The organism is Pseudomonas sp. MWU318 (genome assembly GCF_016756945.1).
In the GTDB taxonomy this organism is placed as follows: Bacteria; Pseudomonadota; Gammaproteobacteria; order Pseudomonadales; family Pseudomonadaceae; genus Aquipseudomonas; species Aquipseudomonas putida_A.
Genome location: NZ_JAESJL010000010.1, coordinates 212273 through 233006, shown reverse-complemented (window position 1 = coordinate 233006; position 20734 = coordinate 212273). Strand labels below are relative to the sequence as shown.

Below are 20734 nucleotides of genomic sequence, written 5' to 3'. Positions count from 1 at the left end.
CTGCACAAGAAAAAATACAACAACTACCGAGATGAGCTGACCATGATGAATAACGACAGCATTTCCCCCGACCTTCTGCACAAGGGTTCGGCTGACGACGTTTTGATTTGTGCACCGAGAGACGCGCTGCCGCTGTATGTGAACGAAGCACTGATCGAGGCCAATGGGCATAACCCGTTGGTGCGCAATTACGTCGCGGGCGGCAACCAGCAGCGGCGCTTCGAGATTGCGCCCGTGCTGCAGAAGAAGAGCCGGATGGACGGCGTCGGTGCCGATGATGAATGGAGCCAGGTGCGAGCGCTGCCTTACCAGATCGTCGCCGCGCAACTGGAATCGGCTGAAGCAAGGATCGACAGCCTGGAGTTTGCCGTCGCCGCCCTGTGCGAATCGATCCCGCCGATCCGCCGCGCCAGTTCATTTCGCTTGATCAATAACGCCGACAACTACTTCTTCTATCGCAAGGCCCACGAACATGTGCCGGGAACGATGTTCATTGAAGCGGCGCGTCAGGCGGTCTATCACCATTTGTACCATCACACCGATCATGCACGCGGCGCCGTCACCGTCAGCGTCAACGAGCTGAACGCGAGCTTCTTCGCCTACGCCGAGCTGATGTACCCGATTGAGCTGGTGGTCGACAACATGACCCCGAGCGATGACACCTCACCGAAGAAAATCCATCTGCGGGTTGCGTTCTATCAGCGCCAGACCCTGTTCGCCACGGTCGATACCAAGGCCACGGTGATCGATATGCCGCTGTTCGAAAAGACCCGCAATATCTTCATCTACTCCAATGACTGGTTTGCACCGCTGCAGCCGTCGAAGCTGGCCTGCACGGTCAGCGACCAGCAGGGGCGCAAGGCCCAGGTGCAACTGTTGGGTCTGGGCAAGACCGGTTGCGTAACGACCACGGCGGATCTGCCCGACCCGGTCACTCTGCACATCCTCTACGAAGGCAAGCTGAGCTTCACCGCCAGCATCCGTCCTGCCGGACAGGGACAGCATGCGTCGTGGGAGTTTGCCGGGGTGGATTTCAGCGGCCTGCAGGTGATCAGCGACATGATCAAGCGCGGCTTTGTTCACCTCGATGAGCCGGCGCTGGCGGCGCTGAAGCAATGATCAATGAAAACCCAGGCTTGCAGGCGGCCACCCAGGCGCTGCATTTCGGCGCGCATGCAGTGGCGAAAAACCGTCTGTATTTTTCTTCGCTCGGCATGGATCTGTGTGACGAACACGGCTTCCCGCTGCCGGCGTTTTTTTCGGTTTATCAAGCCTTGATGGACGGCGGCGCCGGCTTCGGTTTTCTCGGCAATGCCAGCGTGGACGCCGATGCGCGGTACAACAGTCGCGGTCTGCGCCTGACTTCGGCAGCCCACGCGCAGGCCCTGCGTCCGCTGTTTGAAGCGGCGCGGGAGCGTGGTTTTCCGCTGGGGGTGCAACTGCAGCATTACGGGCCGCAGTCTTTGCCGTCGAAGCAAGGGATCATTCTGACGCCCAGCGGTATCGCCTCGCCGACGGTGCTCAGCGCCCATCCCCAGGCACGGGCAGTGGCGATGTCAGAGGCGCAGATTCAGCGCTGCATCGAGCAGTTCTGCGCTGCCGCCCGTTACGCGCAACAGGCCGGCGCCACGCTGATTCAGTTGCAGGCGTCCAACGGCTATTTGATCAGCAGCTTTCTTTCGCCAAAGACCAATCAACGCGAGGACGACTGGGGCGGTACGCCGCTCAGGCGCGCCAGGCTGCTGCTGGCGATTGTCGAAGGCATTCGCCAGGCCACCGACCACAAAGTGGCCGTCACCGTGCGCCTGGGCATGGACGACGGCCTCGGTGAAGAAGGCCAACACGCGGCGCTGTTGGGTGACGTCGTCGCGGCGCTGGAAGCCAGCGGGGTCGCAGCGATTACCTGCTCGCTGGGTATCAGCGAGACCTTCCGCTTCTTTTTCAAGAACACCGAACAAGCCTTGGCCATGTCGCGGGAAGGCTGCCGCTATCTGAAACGCTTCGTGCGCATTCCGCTGGGGTTTACCGGCTCGGTGGCAAACGTGGCGCAAGCCAACGAAATCATCGCCAGCGGCGATGCCGATTTTGTCGGCTTCGGCCGCGCCATGCTCGCCGACAACCACTTTGTCGCCAAGCAACTGGCGGGGCGAGCGAATCAGGTCAATCGCTGTCGAGGCGATGCCTTTTGTTTTCGCGACAAGAAAGAACCGATGGCCGAGCGCGTCTACTGCTGCGTCAATCCTGACTATCGACGGCCAGAACAACTACAACAGCACTACGAGGAAAACCTGAAATGAACTTCAGCGCCAAGATCGCCCTTGTTGTCGGGGGCACACGCGGGATCGGCTTCGATGTCAGCCAGAAACTCATCGAAGCCGGCTGCATCTGCTACATCACCGGACGCAACGAAGACGACGGCCTGACGGCGCAAAGTCGCCTCGGCGACAACTGCACGTTCATCAAAAGTGACGTCACCGACGAAGCCTCGGTCATCGAGCTGTTCCGCATCATCAATGACAAACACGGCCGACTCGATCTGGCGGTGAACAATGCCGGCGTCACCTCCAGACATGCACCGATCCGCGACATGGATTTCCCTGACTGGAAACGTGTGCTGGAGATCAACCTGCTGGGCCCGCTGCTGTTGCTCAAGCACGAGACCAATCTGATCTCGAAGCATGCGGGTGGCTCGATCGTGAACGTCTCGTCCTGCGCCGGTCTGCTGGGGGTTGCCAGGCAAAGCGCCTATTCCACCAGCAAGGCTGCGCTGAACATGCTGACCCAGGTTTGCGCGATTGAATGCGCTGAAGAGGCTTTGCCTGAGCGGCATTCGATTCGCGTCAATGCCGTGTGCCCGGGCCCGACGCTGGGCGGCATGAACTCCGAGGAACGCCTGAAAGCCAATCCGGAATCTACCAGGCACAAGTTGCAGGTCACGGCGATGAAACGCTTCGCCAATCCCGGCGAAATCTCTGCCGCGATCCTGTGGCTGCTCAGTGATGCCTCTTCGTTTGTCACTGGCACCGTAATGCCGGTGGATGGCGGCTTCTCCGCCGGTAAATTCTGATGCACACGGTCAAACGCAATCCCGGCACCGGCTCGCGCGAGAAGGGCAAACACCGGGTGTTCATCACCGGTGTGAGCAGCGGTATCGGCGAGGCGCTGGCGCAGCTGCATCTGCAAAACGGCCATACGGTTTTTGGCACCGCACGGCGTCAGCCCTATGCACTGATGGACCATCCGAATTTCCGTTTTCGGCCGTTCGATCTCTCGCGGCCGAGTGAGATGGGCGAGCTGTTCAAGGATAACTTTGCCGAGGTTCTGGAGCTCGGCGTCGACCGGTTTTTCCTCAATGCCGGGGTCAGCGGCAACGTGCCGGGACGTGGCGGTGACTTCACCCTCGACGAATTGCAGCATGTGCTCAACGTCAATGTGCTGGCCAACAAAGCCATTCTCGATCTGATGTTGGCTTCGGCACCGCGGCCGGCGACTTGCGTGCTATCGGCCTCGATGGCCGGCGTGCGCTTTCGCGCGGGTACGCTGCCGTACAGCCTGTCGAAAGCCGCGCTGGCGGCATTGGCCGGCGTCTACGCCGAAGAAAACCCGGAGATCTTTTTTGCCGTACTCGGCCTGTGCAACGTCGATACCGGTTTGTCGCGGCAGGTGAGTTTCAGCCAGCGCACCGCTGACTTCGCCGACCTCAAGTCGCTGCAACAACGAGCCCTGGCGCCCGGTTACATGGTGTCGCCCGCGCAACGTGCAAAAGACATCCTGGCGGTGATTGACGCGCCCGAGGCTTACGGGATCAAGAGCGGAATCTTCGTCGACATGCGCACGGCGCTGGCCGATCACCAGAAAGCGCACCCGCCATTGTCCCAAGCGTAGTGAACGCAGGGACCTGCATCAGCCAATAAAGGAATGTTGGAATGTTCAATCAAGTCAAAGCGCTGACCGAGTCAGCCGTTCGGCAACAGGATCTGTTGTTGAGCACCCCGATCGATTTGTCCCGTGGGGAAGACAGCCGTCTCTATGGTGTGGACGGCAGCATCGACTCCCTGACCCTGGTTTCGATCATCGTCGATGTCGAGGAAAAGCTGCGCAGCCAGCTCGGCGTTGACGTGCGTCTGGCCGATACCACCGACCTGCCCGACACCGCCACACCGTTTGCCACGTTGGGCACGCTGATCGCCTACATCATGGATCGGCTGTCGGCGGCGCAAGCACAAGCTCAAGCGGTTTGATCGAACGACGGGGTGTGTATGCAAGTTGAAGAATTTCTGGCGCATCTGAAAAGCGCCGGCAAGCAAGCGGCGATTGTCAGCGATGAGGGCCGCTTTACCTATGATCAGTTGCAGCAGCAGATAACCGCATATGGCGACGAGCTGGCGGCAAAATCCGTGCGCGATTCGTGTGTGTTGCTGGTCGACAACTACAGCTTCAACAGCGTGTGCATGCTGTTCGCGCTGTGGCAGCACAACAACGTGGTCGCGCTTTCCGTACCCAAGGACGAGGAGCAACTGGCGAATCTGGCGGGCGCTGCAGGGGCACGGTTTTCCGTGATCGGCGGGGCGCCGGAGTTTGCGGTCACCCGTCACGAAAACAGTCGGGTGCCGCCGACCGTTGACGGACTGCTGTCGCGCCGTCAGGCCGGTTTCATCGTGTTTTCCTCAGGCTCGACAGGTCCCGCCAAAGGCGTTGTGCATGCCATTTCGCCGTTCTTCGAGCGCTACCTGAGTGCCGAGCGTTGCGGCGCGATTCTGGCGTTTTTACTGTTCGATCACATCGGCGGTCTGGTCACGGTTTTGCAGGCGCTGGCTACCCACGGCACGTTGATCCTGCCCAGGGAACGCTCGCCGCAAGAGGTCGGTCGCTGCATCGAATCGTTCAATGTGCAAACCCTGCACGTATCGCCGACGCTGCTCAATCTGGCGACGGTCACCGGCGTGTTCCAGAAGTGGGACACCCGTAGCCTGGAGCGCATCTATTTCGGCTCGGAGCCGAGTTCACCGCAAGCGATCCAGCGCATTGCCAGCCTGCTGCCACAAGTGCAGTTGCAGCAGTTGTACGGGATGTCGGAAATCGGCGTGCTGCCATGTCGCAGCAAGGACGGTGACAGCGCGTGGATGAAGATCGACGACCCGAACTACAGCCTGCGGGTGGTCGACGGCATTTTGCAGGTGCGCGGGGCGACCAACATGCTCGGCTACCTGGCCAGCGCCGGTGACCTGTCGCACGATGGCTACCTGATCACCCACGATCTGGCCGAGGAACATGACGGCTACTTTCGGGTGACCGGGCGGGCGGTCGATCTGATCAATGTCGGCGGCAAGAAGGTATTTCCGTCGCACGTGGAAAGCGTGCTGATGGGCCTGGAAAACGTCTCCGACGTGGTCGTGTACGCGCAGCCGAATCCGCTGCTCGGGCAGATCGTTGCCGCGCGGTTCACGCTGATCGAGCCGGAGGCGCTGGAGGCGTTCAAGGTTCGCTTGTATCAACACGTTCGCGGTGTCTTGGCGCAGGAGCAACTGCCCAGGGTGGTCTCCATTGCGGAGAGCCCGCTGTACACCAGCCGTTTCAAGAAAATGCGTCACCCCGGCGTTCTCGCCCAGTCGTGAGACCGGTTTACTCATCACGTTATAAGGAAATGACCAATGGTTGATCTGGTAAAAATACGCGAAAGCATCGCTGAAATCCTGTTCATTGCGCCGGCCGAACTGCGCGGTGAAACCGTGCTGGAAAACAGCGACAACTGGGACTCGATGGCGCGAATCGGCATCGTCGCCATGGTGTTCGAACAAGCCGGCGTGAGCGTGTCGGGCGAAGAGATCGAGCGCGTGGTCACGGTGCAGGATCTGTTCGATCTGATCGACCGGAAAATCAAGGACGCCGCATGAGCCTGCTGACCATTGAAGACGTCGCCATCCGTGCGGTCACGGCTGCACTGCCTGAGCGGCGGGTGACCGAGGCGGACTTCGCCGAGCTGTTCGGTGCCAAGGAAGTGGCGCGCATCGCGAAAAGCACCGGTATCCAGTCGATCCGCGAAACCAGAACCCTGTATACCTCCGATCTGATCATCGCCGCGTGCCGCAACCTGCTCGATCAAGGGCATGCTGCGGCAGAGGAAATCGATGGTTTGATCGTGGTGACCCAAACCCCGGATTCCTGGGTACCGGGTGTCGGTTTCGTGGTGCAGCAGGCGCTCGGCCTGCCACAGCATTGTCTGGTGCTGAACGTGGCCGCTGGCTGCTCCGGCTACATCAGTGCGCTGGTCCAGGCGGGCGCGCTGATCTCCTCCGGCGCCTGCAAGAAGATCCTGCTGTGCACCGGTGACGTCACCACGCGGATCCTCGACGAGCGCGACCGTCACGTGAAAATGCTGTTTGGTGACGCCGCGTCGGCGACCTTGCTGGAAGCAGGTGAAGGCAAATTCGAATTCATCTGCGGCGCCGACGGCAGCGGCGGTACCGCGCTGCATTCCGACATTGCCTACGCCAGAGAGGAGGGCAATCCCGTCTGCGCGACTATCCAGCGTTTACAGATGGACGGCACGGCGGTGATGAACTTTGCCCTGAACCGGGTACCGCAGACCGTCAAGGCCTTGCTCGATGCCACGGGGTTGAGTCCGGCTACGCTGGACTTGCTGGTGCTGCATCAGGCGAACGAGTTCATGCTCAACTACCTGCGGCGGATGATTGGTGTGGCGGCGGAGAAAATGCCGGTCGACATCGATGGCGTCGGCAACACCAGCTCCACCTCGATTCCGATTGTGTTGTCGCGCCACGCCGCGATGGGTACGCCGCAGGCTGAACACGTTGTGCTGTGCGGTTTCGGCGCCGGGTTGTCGTGGGGCGCGTTGAAGGCGGATCTGCGCCAGACCGTCGCCGTGGCGCCTTGCGATGTGCCGGAAAAAATCGCTCAGGCAGAAAGTGAGCGTTTGCAAGCCTGAATCAAGCACTGCACGGCAGCTTCGCGGCGAAGCCCGCATCCACCCGCAAAGCTGCCGTGCCCGGGTTCAAATCGACTGATCAAACGAGACAGCTGTCATGAGCCGCACCTTCTGCAACGCACTGGGTATCATCGGGCGCAAGGACAATCTGCTATGGGAATATCCTTCGCCGTTTCTGCCGCTGTTCCAGTTTCACGAGCGCCATGAGTCAGGCCCGATTCGTGCGCAACCCGAGGCCATCATCGCCGCAGTTTGCGCGCTGAACATGCGCGATGACCGCGTCGTCGATGTGCTGCTGTCCCTGCGCGAACTGCCGGGGAAAATACTGCGCAAGTTTGGCGACCGAACAGTGCCGCAGGAACCTGCGCCGTTCGGATTTGACGCTTTCACCTTGCTCGAACGCACCCCGACTGAAGTGTCTCTAGGCCTGGCCGGACGCTTCTGGCGCCCTGATCTGAAGACCGGCCACATCGCTGACGCTCATGCATTCAAAGTTCTGGATGACCCACACGTAGCCAAACTGGTGCTGCGTTTTCAGGTCGTCGAACACCCTCAAGGCATGCGTACGCTGCGCACCGAAACCTTCGTGTATTGCGCCACCACGCGCAGCAAAGTGCTGTTTACCCCTTACTGGCTGTTGATTCGTCTGGCCAGCGGCTGGATTCGGCGGCGTAACCTTGCTGCCATTCAGCGGCAATTTTCGACGGAACGGGTTGTGTAAAAAACTGCATCAATTGGTTACATTGATAGCCTCTGCGAATCAGTCTCTCCGAGTCCCGCCATGGCCATCAACTTCGACCTCAACGACCTGCAAGCCTTTCGCGCCGTGGTCGAGCAGGGCAGTTTCCGCAAGGCCGCCGACACCGTGCGCCTGTCACAACCGGCCCTGAGCCGACGCATCGAGAAGCTCGAAGACGCCCTCGGCGTAAAGCTGTTCGAGCGCACCACGCGCAAGGTCAGCCTGACCCAGGCCGGGCGTGGCTTCATGCCCAGCGTCGAGCGTTTGCTGGATGATCTGGATGTGGCGTTGCTGGGCATCAGTGAAGTCGCATCCACCCGACTCGGTCATGTCACCGTGGCCTGCGTGCCGTCGGCGGCCTATTACTTCATGCCGCGGGTGGTCGCTCGCTATCACCAGCAGTTTCCACGGATCAAGGTCAAAGTCCTCGATTCCAGCGCCCACGATGTGCTCAGCGCAGTGGTCAACGGCGAGGCGGATTTCGGTTTGAGTTTTCTCGGCACGCAGGATGCCAAAGTCGATTTCGAACCGCTTGTGCAGGAGTGCTACGTCGTTGCGTGCCGGCGCGATCACCCGTTGGCCGGACGCAGCAGCGTGACCTGGGACGAGTTCTATCAGCAGGATTACATCTCGCTGGACAAGACGTCCGGCAACCGCTTCCTCCTTGATCAAGCCTTGAGCAGCGTGGTGCCGCAGCGCCAGAGCATTTGCGAGACGCGGCATGTGACCACGATGATTGGTCTGGTGGAGGCGGGGCTTGGTGTGGCGGCGGTGCCGTTGATGGCGATGCCCGGACCGGATCATCCGATTCTGACGCGAGTGCCGTTGACCGATCCGCAAGTGATGCGCAGTGTCGGCATCATCAAGCGCCGGGGTCGCACGTTGACCCCGGCAGCATTGGAACTGGAGCGGCTGGTGGTGGAAATGAAAGTCCAGCCGCCAATGATCAGCGCTTGACCGAATCCAGCCCGGTGGCCTGCACGTCAGCCTGAGCGGCAGGCGCGGCGAGGTAGTCGAGCAAGGCCTTGGCCTCTTTTGGATGCTGCGCGCCGACCGGGATGCCGGCGGCGAAGCGCGTCACCGACTGCACCGACTCCGGAATCTTGCCGACAAAACTCACCCCCGGCACCGGCAGCAATTCGCTGACCTGCTGGAAGCCCAGTTGATAATCACCGGTGGCGACCACCGAGCCGACCGGGACTTTCGGGATCATCTTCGCTTTCGGTTTCAGTTGATCCTCGACACCGAGTTTGTTGAACAACTCCTTCTCGATGTACACGCCGCTGGCGCTGTCGGAGTAGGCCACCGATTTTGCGTCGAGCAGGGTTTTCTTCAGGCTTTCGACGCTGCTGATGTCCGGCTTCGGCGCGCCTTCACGCACCACCATACCGATCCGCGAATCCGCCAGTTCGACCCGCGAGGCCGGATCGACCTTGCCTTGTTTGATCAGGTCATCGAGGGCATAGCCGACCATGATCACCACGTCGGCGTGCTCACCGCGGGCGAGGCGGTTGGGGATCGCTTCCGGGGCTTTGCCCATCGACGGACCGAGCTGGGTATCGAGGGTGTTGCCGGTGGCGGCCGCGAATTTCGGGCCGAGGATTTTGTAGGCGGCGGTGAAGCCGCCCGACGTCATCACGTTCAGCTGTTCAGCATGGGCCAAAGCGCTGAAAGCGAAGAGGGCGATGGCGCTGAGATTGATCAGTTTTTTCAAGGTGATTGCTCCTTATGCGGCAACCGGTTGCAAACGGCCGCCTGCGCGGCGATAGAGGTACAACGTGGCGCACAACGCACACAGTGCGCCGACGCTCATCCAGTAACCCGGCGCCGCTTTGTCGCCGGTGTACTGGATCAGGAAGGTCGACATCGCCGGGGTGAAACCGCCGAAAATCGCGGTCGCCAGGCTGTACGCGAGGGAGAAACCGGCCACCCTCACTTCCACCGGCATGATCTCGGTCAGCGCTGGAATCATCGCGCCGTTGTACATGCCGTAGATGAACGACAGCCACAGCAGCGACAGCAACATGTGACTGAAGCTCGGCGCCTGCACCAGGTACGACAGCGCCGGATAGGTGGTGGCCAGCGCCAGCAGCGCCATGGCGATCAGCACCGGACGCCGGCCGACACGGTCGGACAACATGCCGCCAATCGGCAACCAGAAGAAGTTCGACACGCCGACCAGCAAGGTCACCAGCAAGGCATCGGAAGTGCTCAGGTGCAGCACGGTTTTACCGAAGGTCGGCGCGTACACGGTGATCAGATAGAACGCGGTGGTGGTCAGCGCGACCATCAGCATGCCGCCGAGCACCACGCCCCAGTTCTGGCCAAGCGTGCGGAACACTTCTTTCATGCTCGGGCGGTGTTTGCGTGCGGCGAACTCTTCGGTTTCCGCCAGGTTACGGCGCAGGAAAAAGATGAAGGGCACGATCATGCAGCCGACGAAAAACGGAATGCGCCAGCCCCAATCGGCAACCACGTCTGGCGCCATCCACGCGTTCAGCGCATAGCCCAAGGCTGCCGCGACGATGATCGCCACTTGCTGACTGGCCGACTGCCAGGCAGTGAAGAAACCCTTGCGGCCCGGCGTGGCGATTTCGGACAAATACACCGAAACACCGCCCAGTTCCGCACCGGCGGAGAAGCCTTGCAACAGCCGTCCGATCAGCACCAGGGCCGGCGCAAACAGACCAATGGTCTCGTATCCGGGCACCAGCACAATCAGGATCGTACCGCTGGCCATGATCGACAGGGTGACGATCAACCCTTTGCGGCGACCGACATCATCGATGTACGCACCCAGCACGATGGCGCCCAGCGGACGCATCAGAAAGCCTGCGCCGAACACTGCAAAGGTCATCATCAGGGAAGCGAACTCACTGCTCGCGGGGAAGAACACCGCCGCGATCTGCGTGGCGTAGAAGCCGAACAGAAAGAAGTCGAACTGTTCGAGGAAGTTGCCCGAGGTGACCCGGAAAATGGCGCCGGCCCGCGAGCCGCCGTGTGGGATTGAGGCTGTCATAGAAAAATCTCCACCGCTTTTATGACGTGCGCGGCGTGGAAGCGGCGCACGGTTGTTATTGCGGCGGATGGTCGCGCAGCTGTAACAGGATGTTAATTGCATTGTTGGCATGGATTGATGTGCAAAGCGGATCAATCCTGAAAACACCGTCTAACCTGCGGGAGCCAGCCTGCTGGCGATAGCGGTTTGTCAGTCAATGCAGATGTTGCATGTGCCGACGCCATCGCTGGCAAGCCAGCTCCCACAGTTTCTGCGGTGTGCCCACTTTTCCTGCAACACCAAAAAACCTTGTGGGAGCTGGCTTGCCAGCGATGGCGGAGTATCTGTTCAATAAAAACCATCGCCAGCCCAGGCAAAAAAACAAGGAATGATTTCCTGACTCAGCAGTCGGAGTTCAGGTATCACACATCTGAAGGAGGTTCACCGATGAACAGCAAAACCCTAATCGCCAGCCTGGCCCTCGTCGCCGGCATTGCCGGGATCAGCCCACTTGTTCAAGCGGCGCAAACCTCAAGCGAATCCACTGTCCAGTCGCCGACCAGCGACCGCGAATTGAAGGTCAACGACCGGGCTCCAGACATTTATCAGCGCAGCGACAAAGCGTTGAAAAACTGGAAACAGAAAGGCTTGAAAGCACCGGTCGATCAGGCGCAGTGGGTGCAGATCAATGACAAGTACGTGATGGTCATGATTACCAACGGCACCATTGTCGAGATGCAACCTGTCGAGCGTTAAGTCCCCGACTCAAAGCCCTGCGCATGCACTCGTGCAGGGCTTCCCACCTCAAAATCCTGCTGCGTCTGACCTCCTGCATCGCCAGATCCACAATCCGCGGAGTAATAGCGTTGCTCTGCGCAATCGGCTTGCCAATCACCGGCAATTCTGGGAAAACGGCCGCCATTTAAGCGATTGAGTGAATGTCATGAATGATGAACTGCAGGTAATCGATCTTCAGGTGGGCGAGGGCAAGGCTGCCGTCAAGGGCGCGCTGATTACCACCCATTACACCGGCTGGCTGGAAGACGGCAGCGAGTTCGATTCTTCCCACAGCCGTGGCAAACCTTTCCAGTGCGTGATTGGCACGGGCCGGGTGATCAAGGGCTGGGATCAGGGGCTGATGGGCATGCAAGTGGGCGGCAAGCGCAAACTGCTGGTGCCGGCGCATTTGGGCTATGGCGAGCGGACGATGGGCAAGATTCCGCCGAATTCGAATCTGGTGTTCGAGATTGAATTGTTGGAGGTTTTGACGCGGGAGGATTGAGGCTGGTAAACGCCGATCAATCAATGTCCATGCAACCTGTGGCGAGGGGATTTATCCCCGATGGACTGCGCAGCAGGCCTTCTTGAGATATCTCTTCGCGATCCCCCTCGTCACGATTACTTAGGCCACCATTGCCATCGCGTCCAGCGTCTCAGCCACTGTCTTTGCAAGTGACGGAAACCGGCGTTTCACCCGCTGCAGCGCTGGGAGTACAGCCTCCATTTCAAGCTCATCGAGTTTTCCCATAGCGGCCACGGCCGAGGCCACAATTGTTTCTCGCTCGCTTTCACACAACACCAGGCATGCGTTCTGCGCCCAGTGCCGATTCCGCTCATTGAGGCCCATGGCGACTAATGCGGCGACGACGTGGGCATCTGTTTTATTGGTCATGTGAAATTCTCCTTTGCGCCGTTTTTCCTTGTGGCGAGGGAGCTTGCTCCCGCTGGGTTGCGAAGCGACCCCAAGAGCCATCGATCCGGATCGGATTCGGATTTCGACTGCCGTGCAACTAGCAGGTACACCGCCTTCGCGAGCAGGCTCGCTCTCACAGTGGGAGTGAAGTTGCTTTCCGCATCCCGTTCATCCCTCGAATGCTCACCAAGCTTGCGATTGCCCAAGCCATCGGCGACTATGTGCGCCATATAGGGGTAGGGGGTATAGGTATGTCGCACATTCATGAACACAAAGACGAGCTGCTCAACCGCGTACGGCGCATTGCCGGCCAGGTACAGGCCGTTGAGAAAGCGCTCGAGGGCGATGCCGATTGCGCCAAGACCTTGCATCTGGTGGCGGCGATTCGCGGGGCGGTCAACGGGTTGATGGAGCAGTTCATCGAGGCTCATACCCGTGAGCACGTGGCGCATCCCGATCTCACCGATGAACAGCGCGCTCAGGGCGCCGAAGATCTGTTGCAAGCCATCCGCCGTTACTCCAAATAGAGCATCCGCATCATGAGCCTGACCCCAAACGCTGAGCGTTTCAGCCACGATCACCAGTTCCTCGGCGCGTCTCACGACGAAAACGCCCGCCGCACCCTGTGGGTGGTGGCGCTGACCTTTGTGATGATGATCGGCGAGATCGCCGCCGGTTACATCACCGGTTCCATGGCCTTGCTGGCCGACGGTTTCCACATGGCGACGCATGCCGGGGCGTTGGGCATTGCTGCTGCGGCCTATGGTTTCGCCCGGCGCAACGCCAACAACCGCCGCTACAGTTTCGGCACCGGCAAGGTCGGCGATCTGGCCGGTTTTGCTTCAGCCATGGTGCTGGGGCTGGTGTCGCTGGGCATTGCCGGCGAGTCGATTTTTCGTTTGTTCGAACCGACCACCGTGGCGTTTGGCGAAGCGACCGTGATCGCGATTGTCGGGCTGGGCGTGAACGTCCTCAGCGCCTTCCTGTTGATGGGCCATCACGGCCATGACCACGGCCATCATCATGACCACGGTCATGATCATCATCACCATCACGACAACAACCTGCGTTCGGCCTACGTCCATGTGCTGGCCGACGCCCTGACCTCGGTGCTGGCGATTGCCGCGTTGCTGGCCGGGCGCTATCTCGGCTGGGTATGGCTGGACCCGGCGATGGGGATTGTCGGCTCGATTGTCATCGCGAAATGGGCCTATAACCTGATGCGCGATAGCGCTGCGGTTCTGCTCGACACCACCGACGAACCGGTGGCGGCGGAGATCCGCGAGTTGCTGGAAACCTCCGAGGATGTGCGCATCAGCGATCTGCATGTCTGGCAGGTCGGCCCGCAGGCGCGGGCGGCGATTGTCAGTGTGGTCGCGGCGGCGGGCGTGACGGCGGAGGCGATCCGCGAGCGGCTGGCGCCGGTGCATGAGCTGTCGCACCTGACCATTGAGCTGCGCAGCGCTTAAGGCTGCATTGCGCTGAACAGTGGAATCCGCCCATTGAGTGATGGGCGGTAATGCCACGTCAGTTGTTGCAGATTCATACCCTGATCAAGGATTTCTCTGACAGTCGCAGCGGCAATGCTCAGCGCCAGCGTCTGTCCCGGACACTGATGCCGCCCGCTGCCAAAGCTGAAACTGCGCCGGTCAGGACGCTCCAGCAGAAACCGCTCGGGCTCTGCATTTAACAAAGGATCGCGGTTGGCCGAGGCCAGCAGCACCAGAATCACCTCGCCGGCCTCTAGCCGCACGCCATCGATCTCGCAAGTCTGTGCGACAAAGCGCCGAGTGTTCTGCACCGATGGATCAAATCGCTGAACCTCGGCCAGCAGTGCGATCATTGAGGCGTTGCGCAATTCAGGCTGACGCCGTAGCGCGATCAACGCGTTACCGATCAGGCCGGCAGTTGCTTCAAACGTCTGCGAACAGAGGCCGATCAGGTTGGCAATCAGGGTCTCTTCGTCTCCTGCAAATCGCTGCTCGATCGCCTTGAGCAACTCGCTATCGGCTTCGGCCAGCAACTCGATGAAATAGCCGTGCAATTGCTCCGCCGCCGCATGCGCCGCCGCCAGCTGCAGGTCATTGCTCAGCGGCGACAGGCAGGCGACGAAATCCGCGGTCAGTTCACTGATCGCCCGGCCTTGCGCCGGGGTGAAGCCGAGCAGCGCCGCGACCACGCACACCGGGCCGCGAAACATCACCTTATACAAGCCGTCGGCGTCCGCTGCCATCAGCCGTGCTGCCACCAATGCGCGTACCTGATCGTCATCGATCAACTGCAGTCCCGGTTCCACCGCAGAGCGTGGGCAGCGCTGACGTTCGCCATCATTCATCCGCATCAACTGCCCGAACACCTTGCCGGCCAGCCCCGAGGCAATCGCCTTGGGCACCGGTTCCTGCAATGGTCGCACCCGACAATCGGCATGCGTCAGCACCGCACGCACCGCTCGGGCGCTGCTGGCGACCCACAGCTTCAATCCATGATCAAAGGTCAGTCCGCCCTCGGCGCGCAGTTTGGCGTAGTAGGGGTAGGGATCGGCATGCGTCGCAGCGATGATCGGGTCCATGGTTCACAGCCTTGTCGTCGGGAAAGTGATGCGAGTATCTTCAGTTCGCAGCGACGACGATTCGTCGGGGAGCGAAATATGCACGCAGAACATCAAGACATCGGCGTTTCGCAGGTGGCGGCCGCCATCGCCGAACCGGCACGCACGAAAATTCTCTGCTCGCTGATGGACGGCCACGCCCGCACCAGCACTGAATTGGCCGCCGTCGCCGAGGTCAGCGCGTCCACTGCCAGCGCGCACCTGGCCAAACTCAAGGAGCTGTCGCTGGTACGCCTGCATGTGCAGGGCCGCCATCGTTATTACAGCCTCGCCGATCAGCGGGTGGCTCAGGCGCTGGAAGCGTTGATGGTGATCGGCCAGAACGCCGCGCCGAGTTTCAAGCCGCACACCCCGGATCGCCTGCAATTCGCCCGCACCTGCTACGACCACATGGCCGGCACGCTCGCGGTTTTGTTGCACGACCGTATGCTCGAGGCGGGGTGGCTGATGGAGACCGACGAGCGGGGTTATCGCCTGAGCGAGAGTGGCGAGGCGTTTTTCGAAGGCTTGGGGATTGAAGTTCAGGACTTGATTACGTTGCGCCGCAAGTTTGCTTGCCCGTGCCTGGACTGGAGCATGCGCCGGCCGCATCTGGGCGGTTCGTTGGGCGCGGCGTTGTTGCAGATGGCGCTGAAACGCAAGTGGGTGACGCAGGATCTTGATAGTCGGGCGTTGGCGCTCACCGTGGCGGGGCGAAAGGAAATGGGTAATCGGTTTGGTCTTGAGTTGCCGTTAGACGCGAAGATCAAAAGATCGCAGCCTGCGGCAGCTCCTACAGTAAGTCCGTACACCCGATAAATCTCGACCCTGCCCAATCCCTGTAGGAGCTGCCGCAGGCTGCGATCTTTTGATCCGGTTTTGCACCTTGTGCCAATCCAACAGACTCGATACTGTACGCATAACCAGTACAGGGTCTTCGCCATGCAAATCATCGACAAGCTCAGCATTCTCGCCGACGCCGCCAAGTACGACGCCTCCTGCGCCAGCAGCGGTGCGCCCAAGCGCAGCTCCGAGGGCAAGAGCGGGTTGGGCTCGACCGACGGCATGGGCATCTGCCACAGCTACACGCCGGACGGTCGTTGCGTGTCGCTGCTGAAAATCCTCCTGACCAACTTCTGTCTCTACGACTGCCAGTACTGCGTAAACCGCCGCTCCAGCGATGTGCCGCGTGCACGCTTCACCCCCGAGGAAGTGGTGACGCTGACCCTGGATTTCTACCGGCGCAACTGCGTCAGCGGGCTGTTTCTCAGCTCCGGGATCATCCGCTCGGCGGACTACACCATGGAACAACTGGTGCGCGTGGCGAAGCTGTTACGCGAAGAGCATGAGTTTCGCGGCTACATTCACCTCAAGACCATTCCCGAGGCCGATCCGGCATTGATCGAGGAGGCCGGGCGCTACGCCGATCGCCTCAGCGTCAATATCGAACTGCCCACCGACGCCAGCCTGCAAACCCTGGCCCCGGAGAAACAGATCGGTTCAATCAAGCAAGCGATGAACACCATCTACACCGGCGTGCAAACGGTGCTCAACGAACCGCGTTCGGCGAAGTTCGCCCCGGCCGGGCAAAGTACGCAAATGATCGTTGGTGCCGATGACACCGATGACAGTACGATTCTGCACAGCGCTCAGTCGCTGTATGGCAATTACCGCTTGCGGCGGGTCTACTATTCGGCCTTCAGCCCGATTCCCGACAGCCCGACAAGCGTGCCATTGGCCGCGCCACCGCTGATGCGCGAGCACCGTCTGTATCAAGCCGATTTCCTCTTGCGCAGCTACGGCTACAACGCTGATGAATTGCTCAAGGGCCCGGGTAATCTGGCGCTGGATATCGACCCGAAACTGGCCTGGGCACTGCAGAATCGCGAAGTGTTTCCGCTGGACCTGAATCGTGCCGAGCCGTCGTTGATCGCGCGTATCCCGGGCATCGGCCTGCGCACCACCGAACGTCTGGTGCAATTGCGCCAGCAACGGCGCATCCGCTACGAAGACGTGGCACGCATGCGCTGTGTGCTGGCCAAGGCCAAGCCGTTCATCATCACCAGCGACTACCACCCGCAGCAGGCCGAAGTCACCAGTCATATGCTCTATCAGCAACTGCGTGACCGGCCGCAGCCGCAGCAGATGGGGTTGTGGGGATGATCAATCTCGATTGCGACGACCTGTTCGACACCTGGCGCCAGCAGGCACGCTGGCTACTCAGCCATGAAGTCGACCCGAGTCTGGTGAGCTGGGCGTCGGAAGGGGTGAGCGATCTGTTTGCCAGTGACGTCTCGGTACCGGAGGGGCAGGGGCCGTTTCAGGCACGTATCCCCCGTGCACTGCTCGATACCCTGGAGCAAGCCGCGCGCTACCGGGGCGACCAGCGCTGGAGTCTGTTGTATGAAGTGCTGTGGCGAGTCAGCCATGGCGATCGCACGGCGATGATGGCCGGCGACAGGCTCGGCAGCGAGTTGCAGCGGCGGATCAAGCAGGTGCAGCGTGAAGCCCACCATTTGCATGCGTTCGTGCGTTTCATCGAACGTCCGCAGGATCAGCCAGGCCCGCAATACGTCGCGTGGCACGAACCGGCCCACGACATCCTGCACAGCGCCAGCGAACATTTCGTCAGGCGCATGGGCCGCCACCGCTGGTTGATCGCCACGCCGCGTGACGGGGTTTATTACGATGGCGAACAGTTGATTCATCAGCGCCAGTGCCCGGTGGAATGGCAGCAACTGGCGCAGAACGTCGATGATCCGCACGGCGAGTTGTGGCTGACGTACTACAGCCACATCTTCAACCCGGCGCGATTGAACGAGAAGGTCATGCAAGGGCATTTGCCGGTGCGGTTCTGGAAGAATCTGCCGGAAGGGGAGTTGATTCCCGGGCTGATTACCCAGGCGCGCACGGGCAAGCAGCAGAATGGGCAGGCGAGCGGGATCGCCGCGCGAGGCGGGAAGCGGATTGCGCTGAAATAGAAGATCAAAAGATCGCAGCCTTCGGCAGCTCCTACAGGAGATCTGTGTAGGAGCTGCCGCAGGCTGCGATCTTTTGATCTTGATTCTCACAACGAAAAAGCCCCCCATCAATCACTTGATGGAGGGCTTTTGTACATCAGTGTCCGTCAGATCAAACCTTAACGATCCAGCCTGCTGGCGCTTCGATGTCGCCGGTCTGCACACCCGTCAGCTCTTTGTAGAGCTTCTGGGTGACCGGGCCGACTTCGGTTTCGCTGTGGAACACGTGCAGGTGGTCGTTGTAGCTGATCCCGCCGATCGGGGTGATCACCGCCGCAGTACCGCAGGCGCCGGCTTCCTTGAAGTCCGACAGTTTGTCGATCAGCACGTCGCCTTCAATCACTTCCAGACCCAGACGGGTTTTCGCCAGTTCGATCAACGACAGGCGGGTGATGCCAGGCAGGACCGACGGCGAGTTCGGGGTGATGAACTTGTTGTCGTGGGTGATCCCGAAGAAGTTGGCCGAACCGACTTCCTCGATCTTCTTGTGGGTCAGCGGATCCAGGTAGATGGCGTCAGCGAAGTGCGCTTTCTTGGCCTGGGAGCCCGGCATCAGGCTGGCGGCATAGTTGCCACCGACTTTGGCCGCACCAGTGCCTTGTGGGGCGGCGCGGTCGAAGCTGGAGATCTGGAAATTGTGCGGCGTCAGGCCGCCCTTGAAGTAGGCGCCGACCGGGATCGCGAATACCGAGAAGATGAACTCCGGCGCGGTACGCACGCCGATGTTGTCACCCACGCCGATCACGAACGGACGCAGGTACAGCGCGCCGCCGGTGCCGTATGGCGGGATGAAGCGCTCGTTGGCGCGAACCACTTCCTTGCACGCTTCGATGAACTGCTCGGTCGATACGTGCGGCATCAGCAGGCGGGCGCAGCTGCGCTGCATGCGCGCGGCGTTCTGGTCGGGACGGAACAGGTTGATCGAGCCGTCCTTGCAACGATAGGCCTTCAGGCCTTCGAAGCACTGCTGGCCATAGTGAAGGGCAGTCGAGCCTTCGCTGATGTGCAGCACGTTGTCTTCGGTCAGGGTGCCTTTGTCCCACTCGCCATTGCGAAAGTACGACAGATAGCGTTTGTCGGTCTTGATGTAGTCAAAACCCAGCTTGTCCCAATTGATGCTTTCGTTACCCATGACACCCTCTATCACTGAACAACCGTCGAAACGGTTCAAGGCTTCTGACGTTTTTTTGGATGGGCACAACAATACTTCATTCTTGCGCGGTTTCGCAGCCCGGACGATGGGGGGATAAGCAGATTTATTAGCCTGCTTATGAAAAATCGCTGTCCATCGTTGAAAAGATCGCAGCCTGCGGCAGCTCCTACAGAATCGGTACCCCCTGTAGGAGCTGCCGCAGGCTGCGATCTTTTGATCTTTAAAGGTGCAACGCATGCCCCAAAGCACGCAACGCCGCTTCCTGCACCGCTTCACCCAGGGTCGGGTGCGCATGGATGGTGCCGCCGATGTCTTCCAGGCGCGCGCCCATTTCCAGACTTTGCGCGAACGCGGTCGACAACTCGGAAACGCCTGCCCCGACCGCTTGCCAGCCGACTATCAGATGATTGTCGCGACGCGCGACCACGCGCACGAAGCCGCTTTTCGATTCCAGGGTCATCGCCCGGCCATTGGCAGCGAACGGGAAGCTGGAAACGATGCAGTCCAGTCCGGCAGCCTTGGCTTCGTCCGGAGTCTGACCAACCACCACCAGTTCCGGGTCGGTGAAGCACACGGCGGCGATGGCGGTCGGGTTGAATTCGCGGGATTTGCCGCTGATCAGCTCGGCAACCATTTCGCCCTGGGCCATGGCGCGATGGGCGAGCATCGGTTCGCCGCTGAGGTCGCCGATGGCGTAAACGTTGCGCATGCTGGTCTGGCAGCGGCTGTCGATCTTGACCGCCGAGCCGTTCATGTCCAGGTTCAGCGCTTCAAGGTTCCAGCCCTGCGTATTCGGCTTGCGCCCGACTGCCACCAGCACCTGATCGGTTTCCAGATTGAGGGTGTCGCCGTTCGGGTCACGCACCTGCAAGGTGCCGTCGAAACCCAGCACGCTGTGCTTGAGATAGAGCTTCACGCCCAATTGCTTCAGCGCTTCGTGCACCGGTTGCGTCAACTCGGCATCATAGGCTGGCAAGATACGATCCTGCGCCTCGACCACGCTGACTTCGGCGCCGAGCTTGCGGTAAGCAATGCCCAGCTCCAGACCGATGTAACCGCCGCCCACCACCACCAGACGTTTGGGCACGGACTTCGGTGCCAGCGCTTCGGTGGAGGAGATGATCGGCCCGCCGATTGGCAGGATCGGCAGGTTGACGCTGGTCGAACCGGTGGCCAGCACCAGATGTTCGCACTGGATCCGCGTATCGCCGACTTCCACGGTTTTGCCGTCGATGACTTTGGCCCAGCCATTGATGACCTGGACCTTGTTCTTTTTCAGCAGTGCGGCGACGCCGGTGGTCAGGCGATCAACGATGCCGTCCTTCCACTCGACGCTCTTGCTGATGTCGAGGGTTGGCGCCGAAACGCTGATACCCAGCGCAGAATGCTGACTGTGATGTCGTGTCTGGTGAAACTGCTCGGCCACGTGAATCAACGCTTTGGACGGAATGCAGCCGATGTTCAGGCAAGTGCCACCCAGCGATTGGACTTCGACCAGAATCGTCGAAATGCCCAGTTGCCCGGCACGAATCGCCGTGACGTAACCGCCGGGGCCGCCGCCGATAATCAGCAGCGTGGTGTTCAAGGTTTGCATTGCA

The 20734-nt window shown here is 60.5% G+C and carries 23 protein-coding genes; 17 read left to right on the top strand and 6 right to left on the bottom strand.

Annotation, left to right across the window (positions count from 1 at the left end; translation table 11 throughout):
- Positions 1-42 precede the first annotated feature (42 nt).
- From JN524_RS22775 to JN524_RS22730, 10 genes are all read left to right on the top strand, one after another.
- Positions 43-1119 (top strand): AfsA-related hotdog domain-containing protein, encoded by a 1077-nt coding sequence (locus JN524_RS22775; protein ID WP_237403148.1) that lies wholly within the window; start codon positions 43-45, stop codon positions 1117-1119.
- Positions 1116-2297 carry an oxidoreductase gene (locus JN524_RS22770; RefSeq protein WP_202370789.1) on the top strand — a complete coding sequence of 394 codons (1182 nt, stop codon included), beginning with the start codon at positions 1116-1118 and terminating at the stop codon, positions 2295-2297. Before JN524_RS22775 ends, JN524_RS22770 begins: the two co-directional genes overlap by 4 nt.
- Complete coding sequence (locus JN524_RS22765; protein WP_202370788.1) at positions 2294-3067, top strand: SDR family NAD(P)-dependent oxidoreductase; 774 nt, start codon at positions 2294-2296, stop codon at positions 3065-3067. The genes JN524_RS22770 and JN524_RS22765 overlap by 4 nt, the downstream gene beginning before the upstream one ends.
- The gene (locus JN524_RS22760) at positions 3067-3885 is read left to right on the top strand and encodes an SDR family oxidoreductase (protein ID WP_202370787.1); all 819 of its coding nucleotides are present in this window, start codon (positions 3067-3069) and stop codon (positions 3883-3885) included. Before JN524_RS22765 ends, JN524_RS22760 begins: the two co-directional genes overlap by 1 nt.
- 41 nt (positions 3886-3926) lie before the next feature.
- Positions 3927-4241, top strand: coding sequence for a hypothetical protein (locus tag JN524_RS22755; RefSeq protein WP_103484689.1), 315 nt, complete (start codon positions 3927-3929; stop codon positions 4239-4241).
- An 18-nt stretch (positions 4242-4259) separates the two neighbouring features.
- Positions 4260-5615 carry an ANL family adenylate-forming protein gene (locus JN524_RS22750; protein WP_202370786.1) on the top strand — a complete coding sequence of 452 codons (1356 nt, stop codon included), beginning with the start codon at positions 4260-4262 and terminating at the stop codon, positions 5613-5615.
- Positions 5616-5651: 36 nt separating this feature from the next.
- Positions 5652-5894: an acyl carrier protein gene (locus tag JN524_RS22745; RefSeq protein ID WP_202370785.1), complete on the top strand. Its 243-nt coding sequence runs from the start codon at positions 5652-5654 to the stop codon at positions 5892-5894.
- Positions 5891-6946 carry a ketoacyl-ACP synthase III gene (locus JN524_RS22740; RefSeq protein ID WP_202370784.1) on the top strand — a complete coding sequence of 352 codons (1056 nt, stop codon included), beginning with the start codon at positions 5891-5893 and terminating at the stop codon, positions 6944-6946. Before JN524_RS22745 ends, JN524_RS22740 begins: the two co-directional genes overlap by 4 nt.
- Before the next feature lie 97 nt (positions 6947-7043).
- Positions 7044-7667, top strand: coding sequence for a hypothetical protein (locus JN524_RS22735; RefSeq protein ID WP_202370783.1), 624 nt, complete (start codon positions 7044-7046; stop codon positions 7665-7667).
- Between the two features lie 60 nt (positions 7668-7727).
- Positions 7728-8642: a LysR family transcriptional regulator gene (locus JN524_RS22730; protein ID WP_202370782.1), complete on the top strand. Its 915-nt coding sequence runs from the start codon at positions 7728-7730 to the stop codon at positions 8640-8642.
- Here JN524_RS22730 and JN524_RS22725 read toward each other — a convergent pair.
- Positions 8632-9399, bottom strand: coding sequence for a substrate-binding domain-containing protein (locus JN524_RS22725; protein WP_202370781.1), 768 nt, complete (start codon positions 9397-9399; stop codon positions 8632-8634). The two genes, JN524_RS22730 and JN524_RS22725, sit on opposite strands and share 11 nt — an antisense overlap.
- A gap of 12 nt (positions 9400-9411) precedes the next feature.
- A complete protein-coding gene (locus tag JN524_RS22720) occupies positions 9412-10704 on the bottom strand; it encodes an MFS transporter (RefSeq protein WP_027613231.1) in 1293 nt (430 codons plus the stop codon).
- Positions 10705-11130: 426 nt separating this feature from the next.
- Between JN524_RS22720 and JN524_RS22715 the strand changes: the two genes are divergently transcribed.
- Both JN524_RS22715 and JN524_RS22710 read left to right on the top strand, forming a co-directional pair.
- The gene (locus JN524_RS22715) at positions 11131-11439 is read left to right on the top strand and encodes an RcnB family protein (RefSeq protein ID WP_202370780.1); all 309 of its coding nucleotides are present in this window, start codon (positions 11131-11133) and stop codon (positions 11437-11439) included.
- A gap of 187 nt (positions 11440-11626) precedes the next feature.
- Positions 11627-11965 (top strand): FKBP-type peptidyl-prolyl cis-trans isomerase, encoded by a 339-nt coding sequence (locus tag JN524_RS22710; RefSeq protein WP_041073359.1) that lies wholly within the window; start codon positions 11627-11629, stop codon positions 11963-11965.
- Positions 11966-12085: 120 nt separating this feature from the next.
- Here the strand turns inward: JN524_RS22710 and JN524_RS22705 are convergent, their stop codons facing one another.
- Positions 12086-12355 carry a hypothetical protein gene (locus JN524_RS22705; RefSeq protein WP_202370779.1) on the bottom strand — a complete coding sequence of 90 codons (270 nt, stop codon included), beginning with the start codon at positions 12353-12355 and terminating at the stop codon, positions 12086-12088.
- Between the two features lie 272 nt (positions 12356-12627).
- Between JN524_RS22705 and JN524_RS22700 the strand changes: the two genes are divergently transcribed.
- Together JN524_RS22700 and dmeF are read left to right on the top strand one after the other, a co-directional pair.
- Entirely contained in the window at positions 12628-12903 is a 276-nt protein-coding gene (locus tag JN524_RS22700; RefSeq protein WP_003223990.1) for a metal/formaldehyde-sensitive transcriptional repressor, read from the top strand.
- A gap of 12 nt (positions 12904-12915) precedes the next feature.
- On the top strand, positions 12916-13845 hold the full coding sequence (gene dmeF / locus JN524_RS22695) for a CDF family Co(II)/Ni(II) efflux transporter DmeF (RefSeq protein WP_202370778.1): 930 nt from the start codon (positions 12916-12918) through the stop codon (positions 13843-13845).
- On the opposite strand, the gene JN524_RS22690 is transcribed toward dmeF, so the two are convergent.
- Entirely contained in the window at positions 13842-14945 is a 1104-nt protein-coding gene (locus JN524_RS22690) for a cytochrome P450 (RefSeq protein WP_202370777.1), read from the bottom strand. The genes dmeF and JN524_RS22690 overlap by 4 nt on opposite strands.
- Before the next feature lie 78 nt (positions 14946-15023).
- On the opposite strand from JN524_RS22690, the gene JN524_RS22685 reads away from it, so the two are divergent.
- From JN524_RS22685 to JN524_RS22675, 3 genes are all read left to right on the top strand, one after another.
- Positions 15024-15782, top strand: coding sequence for an ArsR/SmtB family transcription factor (locus tag JN524_RS22685; RefSeq protein WP_202370776.1), 759 nt, complete (start codon positions 15024-15026; stop codon positions 15780-15782).
- A gap of 123 nt (positions 15783-15905) precedes the next feature.
- Positions 15906-17126, top strand: a complete 1221-nt coding sequence (locus tag JN524_RS22680) for a putative DNA modification/repair radical SAM protein (protein ID WP_202370775.1) — start codon at positions 15906-15908, stop codon at positions 17124-17126.
- Positions 17123-17944 carry a TIGR03915 family putative DNA repair protein gene (locus JN524_RS22675; protein ID WP_202370774.1) on the top strand — a complete coding sequence of 274 codons (822 nt, stop codon included), beginning with the start codon at positions 17123-17125 and terminating at the stop codon, positions 17942-17944. The genes JN524_RS22680 and JN524_RS22675 overlap by 4 nt, the downstream gene beginning before the upstream one ends.
- 151 nt (positions 17945-18095) lie before the next feature.
- On the opposite strand, the gene JN524_RS22670 is transcribed toward JN524_RS22675, so the two are convergent.
- The gene (locus JN524_RS22670) at positions 18096-19115 is read right to left on the bottom strand and encodes a branched-chain amino acid aminotransferase (RefSeq protein ID WP_027613221.1); all 1020 of its coding nucleotides are present in this window, start codon (positions 19113-19115) and stop codon (positions 18096-18098) included.
- A gap of 241 nt (positions 19116-19356) precedes the next feature.
- Entirely contained in the window at positions 19357-20730 is a 1374-nt protein-coding gene (gene lpdA, locus JN524_RS22665; protein ID WP_202370773.1) for a dihydrolipoyl dehydrogenase, read from the bottom strand.
- Between the last annotated feature and the right edge of the window lie 4 nt (positions 20731-20734).